The sequence below is a fragment of the Bacillus sp. SM2101 genome, assembly GCF_018588585.1.
Taxonomy (GTDB): Bacteria; Bacillota; Bacilli; order Bacillales; family SM2101; genus Nanhaiella; species Nanhaiella sioensis.
In genome coordinates this window covers 233,716-254,952 of sequence record NZ_JAEUFG010000001.1, presented here as the reverse complement: position 1 = coordinate 254,952, position 21,237 = coordinate 233,716, and the positions used below count along the sequence as shown (strand labels likewise).

The 21,237-nt window shown below is 36.8% G+C and carries 23 protein-coding genes; all 23 read left to right on the top strand.

The window, feature by feature from the left end:
• The first annotated feature begins 16 nt into the window (after positions 1-16).
• The 23 genes from aroQ (at position 17) to recN (ending at position 21,160) form a co-directional block, all read left to right on the top strand.
• A complete protein-coding gene (gene aroQ / locus JM172_RS01275) occupies positions 17-469 on the top strand; it encodes a type II 3-dehydroquinate dehydratase (protein ID WP_214480227.1) in 453 nt (150 codons plus the stop codon).
• Positions 462-1,523, top strand: coding sequence for a M24 family metallopeptidase (locus JM172_RS01270; RefSeq protein ID WP_214480226.1), 1,062 nt, complete (start codon positions 462-464; stop codon positions 1,521-1,523). Before aroQ ends, JM172_RS01270 begins: the two co-directional genes overlap by 8 nt.
• 56 nt (positions 1,524-1,579) lie before the next feature.
• Positions 1,580-2,137 (top strand): elongation factor P, encoded by a 558-nt coding sequence (gene efp / locus JM172_RS01265; RefSeq protein WP_214480225.1) that lies wholly within the window; start codon positions 1,580-1,582, stop codon positions 2,135-2,137.
• Between the two features lie 1,177 nt (positions 2,138-3,314).
• Positions 3,315-4,238: a stage III sporulation protein AA gene (gene spoIIIAA, locus JM172_RS01260; protein ID WP_214480224.1), complete on the top strand. Its 924-nt coding sequence runs from the start codon at positions 3,315-3,317 to the stop codon at positions 4,236-4,238.
• A complete protein-coding gene (spoIIIAB, locus tag JM172_RS01255) occupies positions 4,239-4,751 on the top strand; it encodes a stage III sporulation protein SpoIIIAB (RefSeq protein ID WP_214480223.1) in 513 nt (170 codons plus the stop codon). It begins immediately after the preceding gene.
• Positions 4,752-4,773: 22 nt separating this feature from the next.
• Complete coding sequence (gene spoIIIAC, locus JM172_RS01250; protein WP_214480222.1) at positions 4,774-4,980, top strand: stage III sporulation protein AC; 207 nt, start codon at positions 4,774-4,776, stop codon at positions 4,978-4,980.
• 15 nt (positions 4,981-4,995) lie between these two features.
• Complete coding sequence (gene spoIIIAD / locus JM172_RS01245; RefSeq protein ID WP_320208060.1) at positions 4,996-5,388, top strand: stage III sporulation protein AD; 393 nt, start codon at positions 4,996-4,998, stop codon at positions 5,386-5,388.
• Positions 5,389-5,468: 80 nt separating this feature from the next.
• Positions 5,469-6,641 (top strand): stage III sporulation protein AE, encoded by a 1,173-nt coding sequence (spoIIIAE, locus tag JM172_RS01240; protein ID WP_214480221.1) that lies wholly within the window; start codon positions 5,469-5,471, stop codon positions 6,639-6,641.
• Positions 6,642-6,668: 27 nt separating this feature from the next.
• Positions 6,669-7,265, top strand: a complete 597-nt coding sequence (gene spoIIIAF, locus JM172_RS01235) for a stage III sporulation protein AF (protein ID WP_214480220.1) — start codon at positions 6,669-6,671, stop codon at positions 7,263-7,265.
• A 3-nt stretch (positions 7,266-7,268) separates the two neighbouring features.
• A complete protein-coding gene (gene spoIIIAG, locus JM172_RS01230) occupies positions 7,269-7,922 on the top strand; it encodes a stage III sporulation protein AG (protein ID WP_214480219.1) in 654 nt (217 codons plus the stop codon).
• A 4-nt stretch (positions 7,923-7,926) separates the two neighbouring features.
• Positions 7,927-8,499, top strand: a complete 573-nt coding sequence (locus tag JM172_RS01225) for a SpoIIIAH-like family protein (protein WP_214480218.1) — start codon at positions 7,927-7,929, stop codon at positions 8,497-8,499.
• Between the two features lie 238 nt (positions 8,500-8,737).
• Positions 8,738-9,256, top strand: a complete 519-nt coding sequence (gene accB / locus JM172_RS01220) for an acetyl-CoA carboxylase biotin carboxyl carrier protein (RefSeq protein WP_214480217.1) — start codon at positions 8,738-8,740, stop codon at positions 9,254-9,256.
• Positions 9,257-9,311: 55 nt separating this feature from the next.
• Positions 9,312-10,667, top strand: a complete 1,356-nt coding sequence (gene accC, locus JM172_RS01215; protein ID WP_214480216.1) for an acetyl-CoA carboxylase biotin carboxylase subunit — start codon at positions 9,312-9,314, stop codon at positions 10,665-10,667.
• 21 nt (positions 10,668-10,688) lie between these two features.
• Positions 10,689-11,090, top strand: a complete 402-nt coding sequence (locus tag JM172_RS01210; RefSeq protein WP_214480215.1) for an Asp23/Gls24 family envelope stress response protein — start codon at positions 10,689-10,691, stop codon at positions 11,088-11,090.
• 623 nt (positions 11,091-11,713) lie between these two features.
• The gene (gene nusB / locus JM172_RS01205; RefSeq protein WP_214480214.1) at positions 11,714-12,109 is read left to right on the top strand and encodes a transcription antitermination factor NusB; all 396 of its coding nucleotides are present in this window, start codon (positions 11,714-11,716) and stop codon (positions 12,107-12,109) included.
• Positions 12,110-12,134: 25 nt separating this feature from the next.
• Positions 12,135-13,490, top strand: a complete 1,356-nt coding sequence (gene xseA / locus JM172_RS01200; protein WP_214480213.1) for an exodeoxyribonuclease VII large subunit — start codon at positions 12,135-12,137, stop codon at positions 13,488-13,490.
• The gene (locus tag JM172_RS01195; RefSeq protein ID WP_214480212.1) at positions 13,483-13,710 is read left to right on the top strand and encodes an exodeoxyribonuclease VII small subunit; all 228 of its coding nucleotides are present in this window, start codon (positions 13,483-13,485) and stop codon (positions 13,708-13,710) included. Before xseA ends, JM172_RS01195 begins: the two co-directional genes overlap by 8 nt.
• Before the next feature lie 5 nt (positions 13,711-13,715).
• Positions 13,716-14,606: a polyprenyl synthetase family protein gene (locus tag JM172_RS01190; protein ID WP_214480211.1), complete on the top strand. Its 891-nt coding sequence runs from the start codon at positions 13,716-13,718 to the stop codon at positions 14,604-14,606.
• 717 nt (positions 14,607-15,323) lie between these two features.
• Positions 15,324-15,929, top strand: a complete 606-nt coding sequence (locus tag JM172_RS01185; RefSeq protein WP_214480210.1) for a hypothetical protein — start codon at positions 15,324-15,326, stop codon at positions 15,927-15,929.
• A gap of 14 nt (positions 15,930-15,943) precedes the next feature.
• Positions 15,944-17,836: a 1-deoxy-D-xylulose-5-phosphate synthase gene (gene dxs, locus JM172_RS01180; protein ID WP_214480209.1), complete on the top strand. Its 1,893-nt coding sequence runs from the start codon at positions 15,944-15,946 to the stop codon at positions 17,834-17,836.
• A gap of 4 nt (positions 17,837-17,840) precedes the next feature.
• Positions 17,841-18,668, top strand: coding sequence for a TlyA family RNA methyltransferase (locus JM172_RS01175; protein WP_214480208.1), 828 nt, complete (start codon positions 17,841-17,843; stop codon positions 18,666-18,668).
• Positions 18,669-18,973: 305 nt separating this feature from the next.
• Positions 18,974-19,423 (top strand): transcriptional regulator AhrC/ArgR, encoded by a 450-nt coding sequence (gene ahrC / locus JM172_RS01170; RefSeq protein ID WP_214480207.1) that lies wholly within the window; start codon positions 18,974-18,976, stop codon positions 19,421-19,423.
• A 12-nt stretch (positions 19,424-19,435) separates the two neighbouring features.
• Positions 19,436-21,160, top strand: a complete 1,725-nt coding sequence (gene recN, locus JM172_RS01165) for a DNA repair protein RecN (RefSeq protein ID WP_214480206.1) — start codon at positions 19,436-19,438, stop codon at positions 21,158-21,160.
• Positions 21,161-21,237: the final 77 nt, after the last annotated feature.

The following is a 21,237-nucleotide window of genomic DNA, read 5'->3' as shown; positions in this document are numbered from 1 at the left end:
AAGGAGATAAAAAGCTATGAATCGAGTCTTACTGATTAACGGACCTAACCTTAATCGGCTTGGTAAAAGGGAACCAACAGTATATGGAGTTGAGACATTAGAATCATTAGAAAAAAAATTAGATATATTTGCAAAGGACCAGCAGGTAGAACTTCATTGCTTCCAATCAAATCATGAAGGTGAAATCATAGATAAAATTCATCTTGCAGCAGATAACTATGATGGGGTGATCATTAATCCAGGTGCCTTCACTCATTATAGCTATGCAATTTTAGATGCGATTTCAAGTATCTCTACACCTGTCATAGAGGTCCATATTTCAAATGTTCATGCTCGTGAGTCATTTCGACATGTGTCAGTAACAGCTCCTGCTACAATAGGACAGATTGTTGGCCTTGGTACCTATGGTTATAAACTTGCTTTATTAGCATTAATAGAAAATATAAGGGGAAGTGAAAATAATGAGTAAATTAACAAAACTCCGCGAACAATTTTCCTCACACGATATCGATGGATTGTTAATTACCAATGGCTATAACCGTCGATATATTACAGGTTTTACTGGAACTGCAGGTGTAGCACTAGTTAGCTTACATAAGGCGGTTTTTATTACTGATTTCCGCTATGTTGAACAGGCAAATAAACAGATTCAAGGCTTTGATATTGTTCAGCATACAGCTCCCATTATGGAAGAGGTTGCAAAACAAGCAGAGTTGATGGGGATTAAAAAATTAGGATTCGAACAAGATAACATGACCTTCTCTACATATAAATCATATGAAAAGGAGTGCAGTGCAGAGTTAATTCCTGTTTCAGGTGCGATTGAAAAGTTACGGTTGATAAAGTCGGAGTCTGAGATTAAGATATTAAAGGAAGCTACGCAAATAGCTGATGCTGCCTATAAACATATTTTAGAATATATTAGACCGGGAATTACCGAGTTAGATGTGTCAAATGAGCTTGAATTTTTCATGAGAAAGCAAGGAGCCGTTTCTTCTTCGTTTGATATTATTGTGGCTTCTGGTTATCGTTCAGCTTTACCACATGGTGTTGCTAGCGATAAAGTGATTGAAAAAGGGGAGTTTGTTACATTAGATTTTGGAGCTTATTACAAAGGGTATTGTTCGGACATTACAAGAACAGTAGCAGTAGGTGAGGTAAGCGAAGAGCTTAAAAATATTTATCATATCGTTTTAGAAGCACAAATGCGTGGAATGAAAGGAATCAAGCCTGGTATGACAGGTAAAGAAGCTGATGCATTAACACGTGATTTTATTCAGGAAAAAGGTTATGGTGAATATTTTGGACATTCAACAGGTCACGGATTAGGTATGGAAGTACATGAAAGTCCATCTCTTTCTTTTAAATCTGATACAGCACTAGTACCTGGAATGGTCGTCACAGTGGAACCAGGTATATATGTTGCTGGTCTTGGTGGGGTACGAATAGAGGATGATACAGTTATTACTGAGGATGGAAATGAATCACTTTCTCATTCAACAAAAGAGCTAATTATATTGTAACCTTCATTTAGTAGGGTTTGAAATACACATAACAAAAATGGGAGGATATAACAGAGATGATTTCAGTTAATGATTTTAGAACAGGATTAACGGTAGAAGTAGACGGAGGTATTTGGAGAGTAATAGATTTCCAACACGTAAAACCAGGAAAAGGAGCAGCGTTTGTTAGATCTAAGCTTCGTAACCTTCGTACAGGTGCTATTCAAGAAAAAACTTTCCGTGCAGGTGAAAAAGTAGGGAAAGCACAAATTGATAATCGCAAAATGCAATATTTATATGCAAATGGTGATCAACATGTATTTATGGATAATCATACTTATGAACAAATTGAGTTACCTGAGACTCAAATCGAATATGAATTGAAATTCTTAAAAGAAAACATGCCAGTTGCTATCATGATGTATCAAGGTGAAACAATCGGAGTAGAACTACCGAACTCTGTAGAATTAGTCGTAACAGAAACAGAGCCTGGTATTAAAGGCGATACTGCTTCTGGAGGATCAAAGCCAGCAACTATTGAAACTGGGCTAATTGTTCAAGTTCCATTCTTCGTTAACGAAGGGGATAAGTTAGTCATTAATACTACAGATGGTACTTACGTTTCACGCGCATAATGTTTGAAAGCAATCGAAGCTGATTACCAATCTGAGTTAAAATGCTAAAAAAATATATTCAATATAAAACACCCATGTACTTGAATAAGTTGTACATGGGTGTTTTTTTGTAAGCTTTTTCCGAGATGACTAATCTAACTTAGTGAAAACAGTCGGCTCCGCATTTCAGAATTGTCTAGCTTCGCCTCCATGCCTCTCGAGGTCACTTCAGCCATACACCCGAAGTCAAAAAACGCCTTCTAGTGTATGGCTTCCAGTGCTTGTCGAGGCAAAACAGTCGGCTCCGCATTTCTAAATTGTCTAGCTTCGCCTCCATGCCTCTCGAGGTCACTTCAGCCATACACCCGAAGTCAAAAAACGCCTTCTAGTGTATGGCTTCCAGTGCTTGTCGAGGCAAAACAGTCGGCTCCGCATTTCTAAATTGTCTAGCTTCGCCTCCATGCCTCTCGAGGTCACTTCAGCCATACACCCGAAGTCAAAAAACGCCTTCTAGTGTATGGCTTCCAGTGCTTGTCGGGGATGAATAATGCGCTTCCGCTTTTCTTCATTGTCCATCTCCAGACCCCATCGGCTAGAGTCGCTTCGCTCCAACACACGAAGGTAAAAAGGACCTTCATGTGTTGAAGTTCCAGTGCTTATCGCCGATAAGCGAGTGCCTTCCGCATTTCTATTTGTCTAGCTCCAGCGCATATCCCCTCGAGGTCGCTTCGTCATATCAATCGAAGGCAAAAAGCGCCTTCAAGTGATATAACTCCAGCGCTTGTCGGGGATGAGCAATGCGCTTCCGCTTTTCTTCATTGTCCAGCTCCAGACCCCATCGGCTCGATGTCATAAGCCAAGTCGTCAAGAAGGTTAAAGAACAACCTTCCATCCGGCTTTTCTTATGCTTGTCGCCAATAAGCAAGTGCCTTCCTCTTTTCTATTTGTCTAGCTCCAGCGCATATCCCCTCGAGGTCGCTTCGTCAAGGCAAAAAGCGCCTTCAAGTGATATAACTCCAGCGCTTGTCGGGGATGAGCAATGCGCTTCCGCTTTTCTTCAATAGTTGCAGTCATAAAGTGGTCAAGCTGACCATACATTGTGTTATAAGGACATTCAAGGAGAAGTAGGGTTTTAGCAAAGACTCATTTATGAAGAGTATGAAATTTTTGGGATGTTCGTTAAATAGGGGGTGGAAAAATGGATGAGGTTTATAATGTGTTGCCACAGTCAATCTCTCTTCTTCTTACAAAATATTCTCCATCGACCCTCAAAAAAATAGAAGAAATACGAGTAAGAGTTACGAAACCATTGGAAGTTATCATTGAAGGTAAACCACAGTTTCATCCATATTTGGTTACACATGAGGATGGACGCCAACTTCTAAATAAAATCAGCCAATATTCAATTTATACGTTAGAAGAGGAGCTTAGGAGAGGGTACATTACAATTGAAGGTGGACATCGGGTTGGCTTGGCAGGAAAGGTTATAACAGAAAATGGGAATGTGAAAGCGATTCGAAATGTGTCTTCTTTTAATATTCGAATTGCAAAGCAAAAGATAGGTGTGGCAAATCATTTAACTAATTATTTATATAACAACCGATGGCTAAATACTATTTTAATCGGTCCACCGCAGACTGGAAAAACAACTCTATTGAGAGATATTACGCGGATAATAAGTTTAGGGATAGCTGATGAGAATATCCAGTCGTGCAAGGTAGGTATAGTTGATGAACGTTCTGAAATAGCTGGTAGTGTCAATGGTATCCCACAGCATGACCTTGGAGAAAGGGTAGATATCCTTGATGCTTGTCCAAAAGCAGAGGGTATGATGATGATGATTCGTTCTATGAGCCCTGATGTACTAGTAGTAGATGAAATAGGTAGAGTAGAAGATAGTGAGGCGATATTAGAAGCAGTAAACGCAGGGGTGAGATTATTTGTGACTGTGCATGGATACGAATGGCAGGATTTAAAAAAGCGTCCATCTCTTAGGCCCATTCTTGAAATGGAAGTGTTTGATCGGTTTATAGAATTGACGAGAAGGAATGGTCCAGGGACTGTTTCGCGAGTATTGAATGCTAGAGGTGAAAACATCATGAATAAAGTGAGAGTGACCTAAATGAAGTTTCTTGGTGCAGTGATAATACTAATTGCTTCTACGTGGACAGGTTTTGAAGCTGCTAAGCAATTAACGGAGAGACCACGTCAACTTAGGCAGTTAAAGGTGGCATTACAATCACTCGAGGCAGAAATCATGTATGGTCATCTTCCGCTGCATGATGCAGCTATGAATTTGGCAACACAACTTCAAAAACCACTCTCCTGGTTGTTTGAGGGTTTTGCGAAAAATCTAGAGGCAAGTGATACAAGTGTAAAAGATGCTTGGAATAAGAGCTTACAGGAAGTATGGAAGTTTACATCTTTAAAAGCAGGAGAAATGGAGATACTTAGGCAATTTGGCGAGACTCTTGGTCAGCACGACCGTACTTCACAACAAAAGCATATACTGTTAGCTTTAAATCATTTAGAAAGAGAAGAGAATGAGGCGAAGGAACAACAGCTACGATATGAAAAAATGGTAAAAAGTTTAGGATTTTTAGGTGGTTTATTACTAATAATTTTATTGCTGTAGTGATTAGGAGGAGAAGTACATCGTGGGCATAGATGTGGATGTCATATTTAAAATAGCTGGCGTAGGTATAGTAGTTGCATTTCTCCATACAATTTTAAAACAAATGGGAAAAGAAGATTACGCACATTGGGTAACCTTATTAGGTTTTGTTTATATTTTGTTTATGGTAGCTTCAATTGTCGATGACTTATTTAAAAAAATTAAGTCAGTCTTTTTGTTTCAAGGGTAAGCGAGGTGTTTAGTCATTGAGATTGTTCAAATTGTTGGTATTGGTTTGATTGCTACGTTCTTAGCGATGATTGTCAATGAACAAAAACCATCATTTGCATTTTTACTAGTTGTGTTTGTGAGCTGTATTATTTTTCTATTTCTAATAGATCAAATCTATGAAGTTATTCGAATGATAGAAAAAATAGCTGTGAATGCTAATGTGAATATGGTATACATCGAAACGATCATGAAGATTATTGGAATTGCATATATAGCAGAATTTGGTGCGCAGATTACTAAAGATGCAGGTCAAGGAGCAATTGCTACTAAGATAGAATTAGCCGGCAAAATTTTAATTTTAACGATGGCTATCCCTATTTTAACTGTCATCATTGAAACGATCATAAGATTAATCCCATCAATATGAAACATATGGATAGAGGGGAAATTAAATACCTTGCATGCTAATGTTCTAGAAGAGTTCACTTTGTGTAGGAGGTAAACAAATTGAAGCAACTATGTTTAATATTTTGCGCTTCAGCTTTGTTTTTGTTTTTTTTCTTTCCGAATAATGTACAAGCTTCTTCCCCTCAACAAGATTTTGTTGATCAACAGTTGGAGGCACTTGGGATTGAAGAAATTAAACAGTTTTGGGATGAAATAGTGACGAAGTATGGTGGCTTTTTACCAGAAAGCCAAAAAGGCAGTTTTTTTGATTTTGTTCGTGGTGAGAAAGAATTCTCAATTCAACAGTGGTTAATGGGGTTAGTAAAATTTTTATTTTACGAACTTGCCGCAAATGGAAAACTATTAGGAACTTTACTAATGCTAACAATCTTAAGTATGTTTTTGCAAACAGTTCAAAATGCTTTTGAACAGCAAACGGTTAGTAAAGTGGCTTATGCTCTCGTATATATGGTGCTAATCATCATTGCTTTAAACAGCTTTCATATTGTTATCCAATTTACGAAAGAGGCAATAGAAATCATGACGAATTTCATGATTGCGTTAATTCCGCTTTTACTAGCACTAATTGCTACTTCTGGGGGCATTATCTCAGCTGCTTTTTTTCATCCGATCATTCTTTTTTTGATGAACACAAGTGGTTTACTAATAAATTATATTGTGCTACCCCTATTATTCTTATCTGCATTATTAAGTATTGTAAGTACACTAACTGACCATTATAAAGTAACGCAATTGGCTCAATTATTAAAAAGTATAAGCATTGGCTTGCTCGGTACTTTTTTAACTGTATTTCTAGGCGTTATTTCAGTTCAAGGATCATCCTCTGCGGTGACAGATGGAATCACTATTCGTACTGCTAAATTTGTAACAAACAATTTTGTCCCTGTCATTGGTCGGATCTTCACTGAAACGACTGATACAGTCATAAGTGCATCTTTACTATTAAAAAACACTGTCGGTATAGTTGGAGTAGCAATATTGTTATTAATTGCGGTATTCCCAGCGCTGAAAATATTATCAATAGCAGTTATTTATAAATTGACTGCAGCTTTGATACAACCTATTGGCGGTGGTCCTGTTATAGATTGCTTAGATATTATTAGCAAAAGTATTATCTATATTTTTGCTGCTTTAGCAATCGTATCACTTATGTTTTTTCTAAGTATTACAGTAATTATTGCAGTTGGAAATATGACTATGATGGTGAGGTAGTTTTTTATAGCTGATGAGGTGAATGATGTGGAGTTTTTGCTTGAATGGATTACAAATGTCATCTTGTTTCTTCTTCTTGCAACAGTCATAGATTTATTAATTCCGGATACTAGCATACAAAAATATGTCAAAATGGTCACTGGTTTATTATTAATTACAATTATAATTACCCCACTTCTTCAACTACTGTCAACAGACATCGACCAAATCTTTTCATCAATGAATACAAAATCAGAGTTTCAAGAAGAAATGTTAGAAAATGAAATTGAAATGAAGAAAAAAGAAATACAAGCATCACATCGTGCATATATTTTAGAACAAACGGCTGTCCAAATGAAAGAAGATGTGGAAGAGGAGTTGATAGAAACGTATGGATACATGATTCAAGATATAGAAATCTTTCTTACTGATGACACAGTAACCGGAGTCGAAGTGATGGTGACAAAATATCATGCAGATGGAGTTACAGTTCCAGTTGTGAAATCAATTAGTATAAATACCTCCCAACCAATGAAGAAAAATAACAAGTCAGTAGCAGAACAAGATATTTCTAAGCATTTATCGGACGCATGGGAAATTGATTCAGAACTCATACATGTACAAATGGAAGGGGGGAGTAGTTAACAAGTGGAGAAAAATAGAGGGTTTATACAATGGATACAAAACTTCCTTTCAAAAAATAATGGTAGCAATGATAAAACAAAATCTAAGTATATATATGTACTTATATTGTTAGTATTGGGTGTCGTTTTAATACTATTAAATAATGTGATGTTTCCTAGTGAAGAAGCTTCATATACGAATCCATCTTTGTTAACTGAAGAGCAAAAGGATACACCTGTTTTTGGCGCGAAAAATACGCAAGATGAATCAATGAGTGATTATGAGACGAACTATGAAAATCAATTAAAGGATCTATTAGAACAGGTAGAGGGTGTAGGAGATGTAGCAGTTAGTGTTAACTTAGACTCAACTGAAATAAATGTGCTAGAGAAAAGCACTACAACATCGACCCAAACGACAAAAGAGACTGATAGAGAAGGTGGAAAAAGAGAAGTAGAAGATTGGTCTGTTGATGAACAAGCCATAATTATACGAGACGGTGAGAAGGAGACACCTATTGTTTTAACAACGAAAAAGCCTAAAGTTCGTGGGGTTCTAGTAGTTGCGAAGTTAGAAGATATGCAAGCTAAAAAAAGGGTGAAGGATGCAGTTATAAAATTGTTAGATGTACCTAGTCATAGAGTAGAAGTATTGCCGAAAAAATCTGAGGGGGAATGAGTAGATGCTTTTAAAAAAACAAACTGTATGGTTGTTAACGATGGTGGCTTTGGTTCTAATATTATCTGTATATTATATTACTAGTGATGGCGGAACGAGAAATGATTTAGCTTTTATTAATCAAGAGATGGTAGAAGAAGAACAATCTGGAACTGTAGTAGAAATTAGTGAACAAGGAAGTATGAGCGATATGGTAGAAGGATTGGAAGAAGATTCTCTTACTTTGTCTGCTGACGATTGGATTATAGCAAAACGCATGCAGCTACAAGATATAAGAAGTAAAGAGATGGAGAAATTACAAGACATTGCAGCTTCAAAAACTGCCACGATTGCTCAAATTAACGAGGCAGCAAGTAAACTTGAGGAACTTGAAACATTAAGTGCAAAAGAAGATACATTAGAAGTGTTAATTGAGTCCATGGGCTATGTTGCTGCACTTGTTGAGACAAATGGAAATAATGTGGAAGTAACTGTGCAGGCAGAAGCTTTATCTGCGAGCGAGGCTAATGCGATCATCAAGAAGGTGAATGAGGAATTTCAAGAAAGGAAAGATGTGCTAGTTAAGCACAATCCATAAAAAACATCATAGGTAACTGATTGATAGTATTTGTAAAGGTAATATAAATGTAAGTGGAAAAATATTTTTTAACCCAGCCGGCATAAGCGCCAGCTGGGTTTTTACGTACTTTAAAGAAAATAGTGTAGAATAATTTTTATACGAATGTTGTTAAACTGTTGAATTGAAATAGGTGTCTATCGTATGATGATGGTATGAGATACTAGAAACAAGTATAAGTTAAATAAGGAGTGCTCATATGTTGAAAATTCAAGAGATTCGAGAATTAATTAAACTAGTTGACCAATCAAATATTGACGAATTTGTTTATGAGAATGAAGGTTCAAAAATTAAAATGAAAAAACAAGGGACCGTTACTAAACAAATCATTAGTAACATTGCTGTTGAGGAAGCGCAAAAGCATCAACCTGTTGCACCAACAACTGAACTAAGTTCAAGTCCGGTGTCAGAAGTTACCGCTGAAAGCAGTAACGAACGCGTGGAAAAAGAAAGAAAAGATATTGAAGAACATACAGATTTACATAAGATTACTTCTCCAATGGTTGGAACTTTTTATGCTGCTCCATCACCTGATAGTGACAAATACGTTTCAGTAGGTGATAGTGTGCAAAACAACACAGTAGTTTGTATTGTAGAGGCAATGAAGTTATTTAATGAAATTGAAGCAGAAGTAAAAGGAGAAATCGTAGACATTCTTGCAGAAGATGGCCAACTTGTAGAATATGGTCAGCCCTTGTTCCTTGTGAAGCCTGTGTAAGTGAGTTTTCAATAAGAGAACAAAGAGGATGGAGTAGAACAGGAGAGAATGACGAATGATAAAAAAATTATTAATTGCAAACAGGGGTGAAATTGCTGTACGCATCATTCGAGCATGTACAGAGTTGGGAATAGAAACTGTTGCAGTATTTTCTGAGGCTGACCGTGACGCATTACATGTACAAATGGCAGACGAGGCTTATTGTATTGGACCTACCGCGTCAAAAGATAGCTATTTAAATTTTACAAATATTATTAGTGTAGCAACACTTACAGGTAGTGATGCTATTCATCCTGGCTACGGTTTTTTAGCTGAAAATGCAGATTTCGCAGATCTATGCAGGGAATGTAATATTACATTTGTTGGTCCAAGCCCAGAAGCGATCAACAAAATGGGTACTAAGGATGTAGCTAGAGAGACTATGAAGGAAGCTGATGTTCCAATTGTACCTGGGTCCCAAGGTATAATTAATAGTACGGATGAAGCAGTACGATTAGCTAACGACATTGGATATCCTGTTATTATCAAAGCGACAGCGGGTGGTGGAGGAAAAGGCATTCGTGTCGCAGAAGATGAACAAGAATTAATAAATGGTATCAACATTACTCAACAAGAGGCAGCTACTGCGTTTGGGAATCCTGGAGTTTATATTGAAAAATATGTTCAAGATTTTCGTCATGTAGAGATTCAAGTATTAGCCGATAACTATGGAAATGTCATTCATTTAGGTGAACGTGATTGTTCGATTCAACGTCGTCTCCAAAAGCTTGTAGAGGAAACACCGTCACCTGCACTAAATGAAGAAATACGTGAACGAATGGGAAGTGCAGCAGTTAAAGCGGCTGCAGCTGTAAACTATTCAGGAGCAGGAACGGTAGAGTTTATTTTTGACTATAACGAAAACGCGTTCTACTTCATGGAAATGAATACGAGGATTCAAGTTGAGCATCCAGTTACAGAGATGGTAACAGGAGTTGATTTAATAAAAGAACAAATCCGTGTAGCTTCTGGAGAAAAGCTAGCATACACTCAAGAAGACATTACATATACTGGATGGTCAATTGAATGTAGGATAAATGCAGAAAATCCTGAGAAGAACTTTATGCCTTCACCTGGAAGAATTAATATGTACTTACCGCCAGGAGGCTACGGGGTTCGTGTAGATTCGGCAGCATATCCTGGGTATATGATTCCACCATATTATGACTCAATGATAGCAAAATTAATTACCTATGGAAAAACTAGAGATGAAGCAATTGATAGAATGAAAAGGGCATTAAAGGAATTTGTAATCGAAGGAGTTCATACAACTATACCTTTTCATATGAATTTGTTAGAACATGAAAAATTTGTAGAAGGAAATTTTAATACTAAATTTCTTGAATTATATGATGTAATGGGCAATAAATAAAAATATAGGAGGTGTATTAAAATGGAAAGCAACTTATTAGAAATGAACCAAGGGAATAATAGTTTAGGGAAAATCGAAATTGCTCCTGAAGTAATTGAGGTTATAGCAGGCATAGCTGCATCTGAGATTGAGGGTATTGCACAAATGCGAGGAAACTTTGCTTCTGGAGTAGTTGAGAGGCTAGGTATAAAAAATCATGGTAAAGGTGTTAAGGTTGAACTCACTGAAGAGGGTGTTTCAATAGACGTGTACTGTATGGTGAAGTTTGGAGTTTCGATCCCGAGTATAGCTCATCAAGTACAAGACAACGTGCGTCAGACACTATTGAATATGACTGCTTTGGATGTTGATGAAGTTAACATTCACGTAGTAGGAGTTCAATTTGATAACCCAACACAAGAGACTGAAATAGAAGAACTTTAATACAGCTACAAACTATTGTTATTATCGTTTGAAAAACTAACTAATGACTAAAAAGGGTCAAACCCGCTACCCACCTTTGTATAATGAATGATTCTGAAGATATTATACAAGGTTTTAGGAGTAATGTGGTTTGATCCTTATTTTTGCGTTTTTTAGTATATGCTTGAGTGTGTTATTGACCTTATTTTCAATGAGATGGAGTACAAACTTTGACTGCTTACTTGATGTTCAAATATACTGCAGTGAATCAACTATAGAGCTCATCGAGGGAGTTAGGGTAAACACATTTTATTGTTTCAAGAATCGCAGATGTTTTTCGTATTAGAGATCTAGTAGAATGTGCAATCTGCTCGGGGTCATAAAGGCTCAAGAAGGTTAAAGAAACAATCTTCCACTAGTCTTTTTTTTGCTCGTCACCACTCTTTTCTTGGTGTCGAGCTTCAGTATATGACTTCAGCGCTTGTCAGCGATGATCAATGCTCTTCTACTTTAGGTGATTGTACTAAGGTGTTTGAATTGTGTTATGATCATGTTATGATAAATCGACAATATAGTTACTATTTGACAACATTCATAAAATAATGGTACGTGTTGTAGTAAAGTTTATAAAGGAGAAGGAAGTTATGAAACGTCGTACTGCTAGAAAAAAGGCACTACAAGCATTATTTCAAATTGACATAAGTGATATTGAATCAAAGGAAGCTATTGACAATGTAATTGGTGAACAACATAGCGATCCTTTCCTAGAAGAAATAGTCATAGGTGTAGCAAAGCACCAGGCTGAGATAGATGAACATATTCGTAAGCATTTAGAGAATTGGACGATAGAACGGGTAGCAAATGTTGATCGGTCCATATTACGCATTGCGGTGTTTGAAATGATGTATATAGATGAAATACCAACAAACGTAAGTATTGATGAGGCAATTGAATTAGGCAAGCTTTTTGGCGATGAACAGTCTGGGAAATTTATAAATGGTGTGTTATCAAAAATAAGTAATTCGATAAATAGGACATAACAATATTCCAAGGGGTTTTTGTTATATGGGTGAAAAAAAATTTGTAACAGTAACTGCGTTAACAAAATATGTGAAACGTAAGTTTGATGTTGACCCTCATTTACAAGATATATGGGTAAAAGGTGAAATTTCAAACTTCACCTTGCATAGCCGTGGACATATGTATTTCACCTTAAAAGATGAGGGAGCAAAAATTCAAGCAGTCATGTTTGCTAAGCAAAATCGTACGTTAAAATATAAACCTGAAAATGGCATGAAGGTGTTACTCAGGGGAGAAATATCGGTATATCAATCCAGTGGATCATATCAGATCTACGTTAAAGAAATGGAACCTGATGGCATAGGTAGCTTGTATACTGCATTTGAAGAACTAAAAAAAAGGCTTGATGAGGAAGGGCTATTTTTATCTAAGTACAAAAAAAATATTCCTAAGTTTCCACGATACATTGGTGTTATAACATCCCCGACTGGAGCTGCAGTTAGAGATATATTAACTACTATTAAAAGGCGTTATCCTATAGCGAATGTAATAATATTACCAGCTCTTGTACAAGGTGAATATGCACCACAATCATTAGTTGAAAAAATAAAATATGCGAATCAACTAGCATATTTAGATGTATTAATCGTTGGTAGAGGTGGGGGCTCAATTGAAGAATTATGGGCGTTTAACGAGGAAAGCGTTGTAAGAGAAATCTTTGCTTCATCGATACCAGTCATCTCTGCTGTAGGTCATGAGACAGATTTTACGATTTCAGATTTTGTTGCAGATTTAAGAGCACCTACTCCCACAGGAGCAGCTGAAATAGCAGTGCCTAAATTATCCGACGTTGCTGAACGGTTATCACAAAATAAAGTCCGTCTTATAAAGTTGATGAAACAAAGGCTAGTTAATGAAGCAGATCAATTAAATCATATGAAAAAATCATATGCATTTCGGTATCCACAACAACTCTATGCCCAAAAAAACCAAGAGCTTGATCGCATGCTAGAACAGCTTAAACGTACAGCTAGCCGATTAGTTAGCGTGAAACAAGACAGTGCCGAGCATTTAATGAAACGTTTAATCCAAAAGCATCCTAAAGAAATAATTCATAAAGCATTGGAGCAACATTCTTTAACAACAAAAGCTCTCCAAAAAGAAATACAAAATGTTGTAAAGCAAAAGCAACTCTTATTTACCTCTAATGTTTCTAAATTAGATGCTTTAAGTCCACTGAAAGTAATGGATAGAGGATTTAGCCTAGTTTATGATAAAAATGATCTTATAGTAAAAAGTGTTGAAAGAGTAAAAGTGAATGATAGCCTAACAATACAAATGAAAGATGGTAAAGTAGCTTGTGAAGTTTGCAGTGTAGAGGAGCGAATGATAGATGAATAAGGAGATAACATTTGAACAAGCAATGGAGCAGCTTGAAAAGATTGTTGAGAAACTTGAAGAAGGAGATGTTCCTCTGGAGGAGGCAATTGATTTCTTTAAAGAAGGTATGAAACTTTCATCATTTTGTCATGAAAAACTACAAAATGTAGAAAAACAAATGGATCAAATACTTCGTGAAGACGGTGAGCTTGAACCTTTCACTATTCGAGAGGATGAGTGACATACATGCAAGTAGAAGTAGCAGAATATTTGTCGGAACAAAAAAAAGTTATTGAAAAAAATTTATTAACTGGCATACAAGCATTGTCCTCACCTGACATTTTAAAGGAATCTATGAATTATTCTCTTCAAGCTGGTGGAAAAAGACTAAGACCAATGTTGTTACTTGCTACATTACGTGCTTTTAACAAAAATGAAGATCTTGGAATTGATGTGGCTGTTGCAATAGAATTAATACATACATACTCACTAGTTCATGATGATCTCCCAAGCATGGATGATGATGATTTGCGTAGAGGAAACCCTACGAATCATAAAGTGTTTGGTGAAGCTATGGCTATTTTAGCAGGAGATGCATTGTTGACATATAGTTTCCAATTAATTGCTGACATAAACCATCCATCGGTATCACCTGAAGTCAAGTTGTTACTTATATCAAAGCTCGCTCAAGCTGCAGGGCCCGAAGGTATGGTTGGTGGTCAAGTTGCTGACATACAAAGTGAAGGAAAAACACCTTCAATCGAGACGTTGGAATATATTCATAAGCACAAAACAGGTAAGCTCCTTGCTTACAGTGTGATTGCTGGAGCTATACTTGCAGGAGCATCAGATGCGCAATTAAGTGTTCTGAAAGAATTCGCAATGCATATTGGATTGGCATTTCAAATAAGGGATGACATATTAGATATTGAAGGTTCTGAGGACAAAATAGGGAAGCCTATAGGTAGTGATGAAGAACTGGATAAGATGACATACCCAGCTTTATTAACCTTGAGTGGTGCAAAAGAAAAACTGTCTTTCCACATCACTCATGCAAAGTTTAAATTACAGCAAGCGAATATCAATCATGATATTCTAGAATATATATGTGATCTTATTGCAACTAGGGAAAATTAAGCTTAAAATTACGATCAATTGAGAAATACTTAATTTTATGGTATATTTAATTTTAGCTAGGGGTGGTGCAGTATTCTAGTCAAACCACCGTTCCTGAAGGCGGGCCTAAAAATCCGCCAAAGGGCATATCGATGAAGTTCCTTGTGTCGGCTTGAGGCGCCCAGCCTTGGGTTGGTGCTGGGAGTTAAGGTTGCTGGGCGATCCACAATGGCATGTGGGCGTTGACCCAGCTTCCGCGGAGGCCCATACTTGTAGATTTATTAAATCTATGGGATGGGGAATGAACCTGTCACTGTAAGTCAAATTACAAGCAGCGTAGCCTGCCTTGAGTGGAGTTTGAGGGGATTATGGTTTAAGGTATACATCAGTTGGCCATTGATATATGCCTCATCAGTCCATATGAAATCATCTCTGCAAAAGAGGATAAGGATTTGGTTAAGGTTTGTTGAGGAAAACTCCTAGACTGTTCCATTGACATGAAAAGAGGATTATAGTACGGACTAAGTGGTAATCCAGTCTAGCATATGGTGACATAGCTAAAACAAGTTTGAAGGGAAACCGCCAAAGTGGCAACGCTTGGTACTTGCTTGGGAAAACCTACTGGACCTAAGCCGTAATTTTTACTCTTTTCATGACCACCCTACTATACATAATAAATTGACATTTATGTTTGAATATAAGATAGGAAATACGGTTGAATAGGGTGTAGTATACCACATGAAACAAGTTTTTCGACAATCAATAAATTGGAGCATGGGGATTGCCGTTATCACTTTTGTGTTAGCGGCTCTTTTTTCAGTTGTATCTACAAGTATGTTAAGCGGCGTAACTTGGGGATTAGGCATGCTCATCGTTTTAGCAATTGTATTAACTGGAATATTTTTTGATATGATAGGAATAGCTGCTACTGCTGCTAACGAAGTGCCATTTCATTCAATGGCTTCAAAAAAAATAAATGGAGCAAAACCAGCGATCCGAATCGTTCGCAATGCAGATAAATTTGCGAGCTTCTGTAATGATGTAATTGGTGATATATCTGGAATTATTAGTGGAACTGCTTCGGCGGTAGTGATTGTCCAGTTCACTGTATCTTTTCATTATAATGAAGGCTCGTTTTTCCAAATTATTGTATCAGTGATTTTTACAAGTGTAGTGGCTGCATTGACAGTTGGTGGAAAAGCAATGGGGAAATCACTAGCACTTGCATATTCTACAGAGATTATTTTTCAAGTTGGTAAGTTGTTTTATTTTCTTGAAGAAAAGTTTAATATTGAACTATTAAAGGATAAAAAGAAGAAAAACAAGCAAAGAAAAACCAGATGAAGGTGAGTGGTCCTATGGATCTATCGACAATAAAAGATCCTCGTTTTTTAAAAAACTTATCAAGTCACGAACTAGAACAACTAACTGAAGAAATTCGTAAGTTTTTAATTGGAAAGCTCTCGAAGACCGGTGGTCATATTGGACCCAATTTAGGAGTTGTTGAACTGACGATCGCCTTACACAAAGTATTCGACAGCCCTAAGGATAAATTTCTTTGGGATGTCGGTCATCAGTCCTATGTTCACAAAATATTGACGGGTCGTGCCAATGAATTTGATACGCTTAGAAAATATCAAGGCTTATGTGGCTTTCCGAAAATGAATGAAAGTGAACATGATGTTTGGGAAACAGGTCACAGTTCAACATCATTATCTGCAGCGATGGGAATGGTATTAGCTAGAGACCTAAAGAAAACTAATGACATCATTATACCAATCATTGGTGATGGTGCAATTACAGGTGGTATGGCTCTAGAAGCACTAAACCATATCGGTCATGAAAAAAAGAATATTCTTGTAGTTTTAAACGATAATGAGATGTCTATTGCACCGAATGTAGGTGCACTTCATACTGTTTTAGGTCGGCTTAGGACAGCAGGTAAATACCATTGGGTAAAAGATGAATTAGAGATGCTATTGAAGAAAATCCCATCAGTAGGGGGGAAACTTGCAACAACAGCAGAACGTGTCAAAGATAGTCTTAAGTACCTGCTAGTATCTGGAGTGTTTTTTGAGGAGTTAGGATTCACCTACTTAGGACCAGTAGATGGTCATAATTATGAAGATTTATTCGAAAATCTTCATTATGCTAAAAAAACTGAAGGTCCAGTTCTTCTACATGTCATTACCAAAAAGGGAAAAGGCTATTACCCAGCAGAATCTGATAAAGTTGGTACATGGCACGGAACAGGGCCATACAAGATAGAAACTGGTGATTTAATAAAACCAGTGAATACGCCTCCATCTTGGAGTGGTTTAGTTAGTGAAACGGTTCGTAAATTAGCACGCAACGATGATAGAATTGTCGCTGTTACACCCGCAATGCCTGTAGGATCGAAGTTAGAAGGCTTCGCTAGTGAATTTCCTGACCGTATGTATGATGTAGGAATCGCTGAACAGCATGCTGCCACGATGGCAGCTGGCTTAGCAACACAAGGGATGAAGCCTTTTTTAGCGATTTACTCTACATTCTTACAGAGAGCATATGACCAAGTCGTCCACGATATTTGCCGACAAAACTTAAATGTATTTTTAGGAATTGACCGTGCTGGTTTAGTAGGTGCTGATGGGGAAACACATCAAGGTGTATTTGACATTGCTTTCCTCCGTCATATTCCTAATATCGTGCTGATGATGCCGAAAGATGAGAATGAAGGCCAACATATGGTTCATACTGCAATACAGTATGATGATGGCCCAATTGCACTTCGTTTTCCACGAGGTAATGGTCTAGGTGTTGCTTTAGACGAAGAATTGAAAGCAATACCGATTGGTAGTTGGGAAATTCTTAAGGATGGATCCGATGCTGTTATATTAACATTTGGTACGACGATCGGAATGGCTTTGGAAGCAGCCGATATGTTAGCGAAAGAGAATGTTTCAGTACAAGTCGTTAACGCACGTTTTATCAAGCCTCTCGATGAAAAGATGCTAACAACAATATTGAAAAGAAAGATACCGATTGTAACAGTTGAAGAAGCTGTGTTGCAAGGTGGTTTTGGCAGTGCTATTCTAGAATTTGCGCACGACCAAAGCTTTTATGACGCGCATATTGAGAGAATGGGAATTCCGGATCGATTTATAGAGCATGGCAGTGTAAAAGACTTATTGGCAGAAATTGGGCTGACCAGTGAAGCAGTCGCAGATAGAATAAGAAAAAGTATACCTAAAATTCAAAAAAGGGCATAAAAGAATGAAAGTTAAGAAAGAACGAGTAGACGTGTTATTAGTGGAACGTGGGTTAGCTGAGTCCAGAGAAAAAGCAAAACGCTTGATTATGGCAGGGTTAATTTATTCAAACGAAGTTAGACTCGATAAACCTGGTGAAAAAGTTGATGTTACGATTCATTTATCTGTGAAGGGGAACGATCATCCATATGTTAGTCGAGGCGGGTTAAAGCTTGAAAAAGCACTAAAATACTTTGATATAACTGTGGAACATAAAACGATGATTGATATTGGTTCATCTACAGGAGGGTTTACTGATTGTGCTTTGCAAAATGGTGCAAAGCTATCCTATGCCATTGATGTTGGTTATAATCAATTGGCATGGAAACTGAGGCAGGATAAAAGAGTTATCGTGATGGAGAGAATGAATTTTCGTTATATTAAATCAACAGATTTAACAAATGGAATGCCAAATTTTGCATCAATAGATGTATCCTTTATCTCTTTACGCTTAATACTCCCTGTACTTAAAACATTGCTTAAGGAAAATAGTGATGTAGTAGCCCTTGTGAAACCTCAATTTGAAGCAGGTAAAGAATTTGTAGGCAAGAAGGGAATCGTTCGGGATAAAAATGTTCATCTATCAGTATTAAATGCAATTGTTCAATTTGCAGATGAGCAAGGGTATGATGTTATGGATGTTACATTTTCTCCAATAACAGGTGGTGATGGGAATATAGAATTCCTTCTTCATCTTAAATGGTCTGCAACAGACCAGAAAATTGAACAATTTCATACTGAAGTTATTGAAAAAGTTGTAGAGAATGCACATGAAGAGTTAAGGAAAAAATAATTGTTACTACAATGGAATCTTTTTATCTAAGGATTCTGTCGTAACCGTTGTTGTATTGTTAACAAATTAGAACATCAAGATGAGGATATAAATGAGATTTTGTTCTATTGAACAGTTGAAAAGATGCCTCTAGCATGTGTAGGTGTTTAACAACCACCCATGTGGAAACAGCATGGTCTAATTTTAACTATTTTGTAAACAATGCATAATTCAAATATGCACATGCCGACCATTCAGGTAATATAAGATTATGAGTATCACACCTTTATAATGGACGAAATAATTATACATGAGAGGTGCTTAGCATGAACAAGGGGCAAAGACATATAAGGATAAGGGATATCATTACTAATAATGAGATAGAGACACAGGATGAACTAGTTGACATACTGAAGGAAGCTGGCTTTAATGTAACACAGGCTACAGTATCCCGAGATATAAAAGAACTCCATCTAGTAAAGGTTCCAACCATGGATGGAAGATATAAATACAGCTTGCCAGCTGATCAACGTTTTAATCCGTTACAGAAATTAAAAAGATCATTAATTGATGCATTTGTTGGGATAGATGGCGCTAGTCATTTACTAGTAATGAAAACGTTACCTGGCAATGCCCATGCTATTGGTGCTCTAATTGATAACCTTGATTGGGAAGAAATATTAGGAACAATTTGTGGAGACGATACTTGCTTGATTATTTGTAGAACGCCTGATGATAGAGAGATCATATCTCAACGGTTTTTAGATATGCTGTAAGTGAGGTGTGGTATGCTAGCAGAATTAACAATAAAAAACTTTGCAATTATTGACTCCCTTTCGATTTCATTCGATAAGGGACTAACTGTGTTAACGGGAGAAACTGGTGCAGGTAAATCAATTATTATTGATGCCATCCATTTGCTCGCTGGAGGAAGGGGCTCTTCAGATTTAGTGCGTTATGGAGAAAAGAGAGCGGAAATTGAAGGGCTCTTTTTACTCGATGATGATGCCCATTCGTGCTACAATAAAGCAGCAGAATTAGGTATTGAAATAAGTGATGGAATGGTCGTCCTACATCGTGATATGTATACAACAGGTAAAAGTGTTTGTCGAGTGAATGGAAAGCTAGTAACAATTGCTACATTAAGAGAAATTGGTGCTACGTTGGTAGATATACATGGTCAGCATGAACATCAGGAGCTGATGATTGCTGACAATCATTTATATTTGCTCGACCAATATGGCGGAAAGAACATAAAGTCAGCTCTTAGTGAATATGATGTTCTTTATAAAAAATATGTTAAATTAACGAATAAACTCCAAAAACTAAATGACAATGAACAGGAAATGGCACATCGGTTAGATTTAATTCAGTTTCAATCGAAGGAGATTCAAGAAGCGAACCTGATCCCAAATGAAGATGATGAATTGTTTGATGAAAAAACGAAAATTGCTAACTTTGAAAAAATATATGAAGCATTACATAATACTTATCAGTCTCTTTTAGGAGAGCAAAGAGGGTTAGATTGGCTTGGGCTTGCGATGAACCATCTAGATGGTGTCTCCACCTATGATGCAAATTTAAAAGAAGCGTTTGAGACAGTTTCCAATAGTTATTATTTGGTGGAGGAAATTTCATATAAAATACGTAATCAATTAGATGAGCTCGAGTATGACCCAGATCGGCTGAATTTTATAGAAGGACGTTTGAATGAATTAAATCATTTGAAAAGAAAATATGGACGAACAGTTCAAGATATACTTGAATACGCAGCAACAATCGAGGAAGAAATTGATACGATTCAAAATCGTGATAGTCATGTTCTTCAACTGAAAAAAGAACTAGAAGGTATATCAGCTGATTTGTTATTAGAGGCTAAAAATCTTTCCGTTCTTAGGAAGCACTATGCTGAGCTGTTGATTAAAGATATTAAAAGAGAACTTAAACATTTGTATATGGATAAAACGACCTTTGACGTTGCATTGTCAAAAAAAGAGGGGATTCATGAAACATCTTTCTCGAATGAAACTCCTGTGAAATATAAAAAAAATGGCATTGATGAAGTTGAGTTTTTTATCTCAACTAATCCTGGTGAACCATTAAAGCCACTTTCAAAAGTTGCTTCAGGTGGAGAGTTATCTCGAATTATGCTTGCGATAAAAAGTATCTTCTCAAAGCATCAGGGCGTTACGTCTATTATTTTTGATGAAGTTGATACCGGAGTAAGTGGAAGAGTAGCTCAAGCAATTGCTGAAAAAATATATCATGTCTCTGTTGGATCACAAGTGCTCTGTATTTCGCATTTACCTCAAGTAGCAGCAATGGCAGATACACATTTGTTTATTTCAAAAAATACTTCACAAGATCGAACGACAACAAAAGTTACTCATCTTAATAAAAATGAGAAAATAAAAGAAATTGGTCGGATGATTTCAGGTGTCGAAATCACTGATTTAACTAAGAAACATGCAAAGGAATTGCTTGATTTAGCAAAAAATTTTAAAAATGCATGAAAAGCTATCCAAAAACGGCTAGCTTTTTCTCTGTTATATAGTTATAAATGTTCGCTTAGTAGGCTAAATTAATGATG

Excerpts from the sequence above, each read along its gene's own strand:
- aroQ (WP_214480227.1), top strand. The coding sequence starts at position 17 with ATGAATCGAGTCTTACTGATTAACGGACCTAACCTTAATCGGCTTGGT.
- JM172_RS01270 (WP_214480226.1), top strand. The coding sequence starts at position 462 with ATGAGTAAATTAACAAAACTCCGCGAACAATTTTCCTCACACGATATC.
- efp (WP_214480225.1), top strand. The coding sequence starts at position 1,580 with ATGATTTCAGTTAATGATTTTAGAACAGGATTAACGGTAGAAGTAGAC.
- spoIIIAA (WP_214480224.1), top strand. The coding sequence starts at position 3,315 with ATGGATGAGGTTTATAATGTGTTGCCACAGTCAATCTCTCTTCTTCTT.
- spoIIIAB (WP_214480223.1), top strand. The coding sequence starts at position 4,239 with ATGAAGTTTCTTGGTGCAGTGATAATACTAATTGCTTCTACGTGGACA.
- JM172_RS01225 (WP_214480218.1), top strand. The coding sequence starts at position 7,927 with ATGCTTTTAAAAAAACAAACTGTATGGTTGTTAACGATGGTGGCTTTG.
- accB (WP_214480217.1), top strand. The coding sequence starts at position 8,738 with ATGTTGAAAATTCAAGAGATTCGAGAATTAATTAAACTAGTTGACCAA.
- accC (WP_214480216.1), top strand. The coding sequence starts at position 9,312 with ATGATAAAAAAATTATTAATTGCAAACAGGGGTGAAATTGCTGTACGC.
- JM172_RS01210 (WP_214480215.1), top strand. The coding sequence starts at position 10,689 with ATGGAAAGCAACTTATTAGAAATGAACCAAGGGAATAATAGTTTAGGG.
- nusB (WP_214480214.1), top strand. The coding sequence starts at position 11,714 with ATGAAACGTCGTACTGCTAGAAAAAAGGCACTACAAGCATTATTTCAA.
- xseA (WP_214480213.1), top strand. The coding sequence starts at position 12,135 with ATGGGTGAAAAAAAATTTGTAACAGTAACTGCGTTAACAAAATATGTG.
- JM172_RS01195 (WP_214480212.1), top strand. The coding sequence starts at position 13,483 with ATGAATAAGGAGATAACATTTGAACAAGCAATGGAGCAGCTTGAAAAG.
- JM172_RS01190 (WP_214480211.1), top strand. The coding sequence starts at position 13,716 with ATGCAAGTAGAAGTAGCAGAATATTTGTCGGAACAAAAAAAAGTTATT.
- JM172_RS01185 (WP_214480210.1), top strand. The coding sequence starts at position 15,324 with ATGAAACAAGTTTTTCGACAATCAATAAATTGGAGCATGGGGATTGCC.
- dxs (WP_214480209.1), top strand. The coding sequence starts at position 15,944 with ATGGATCTATCGACAATAAAAGATCCTCGTTTTTTAAAAAACTTATCA.
- JM172_RS01175 (WP_214480208.1), top strand. The coding sequence starts at position 17,841 with ATGAAAGTTAAGAAAGAACGAGTAGACGTGTTATTAGTGGAACGTGGG.
- ahrC (WP_214480207.1), top strand. The coding sequence starts at position 18,974 with ATGAACAAGGGGCAAAGACATATAAGGATAAGGGATATCATTACTAAT.
- recN (WP_214480206.1), top strand. The coding sequence starts at position 19,436 with ATGCTAGCAGAATTAACAATAAAAAACTTTGCAATTATTGACTCCCTT.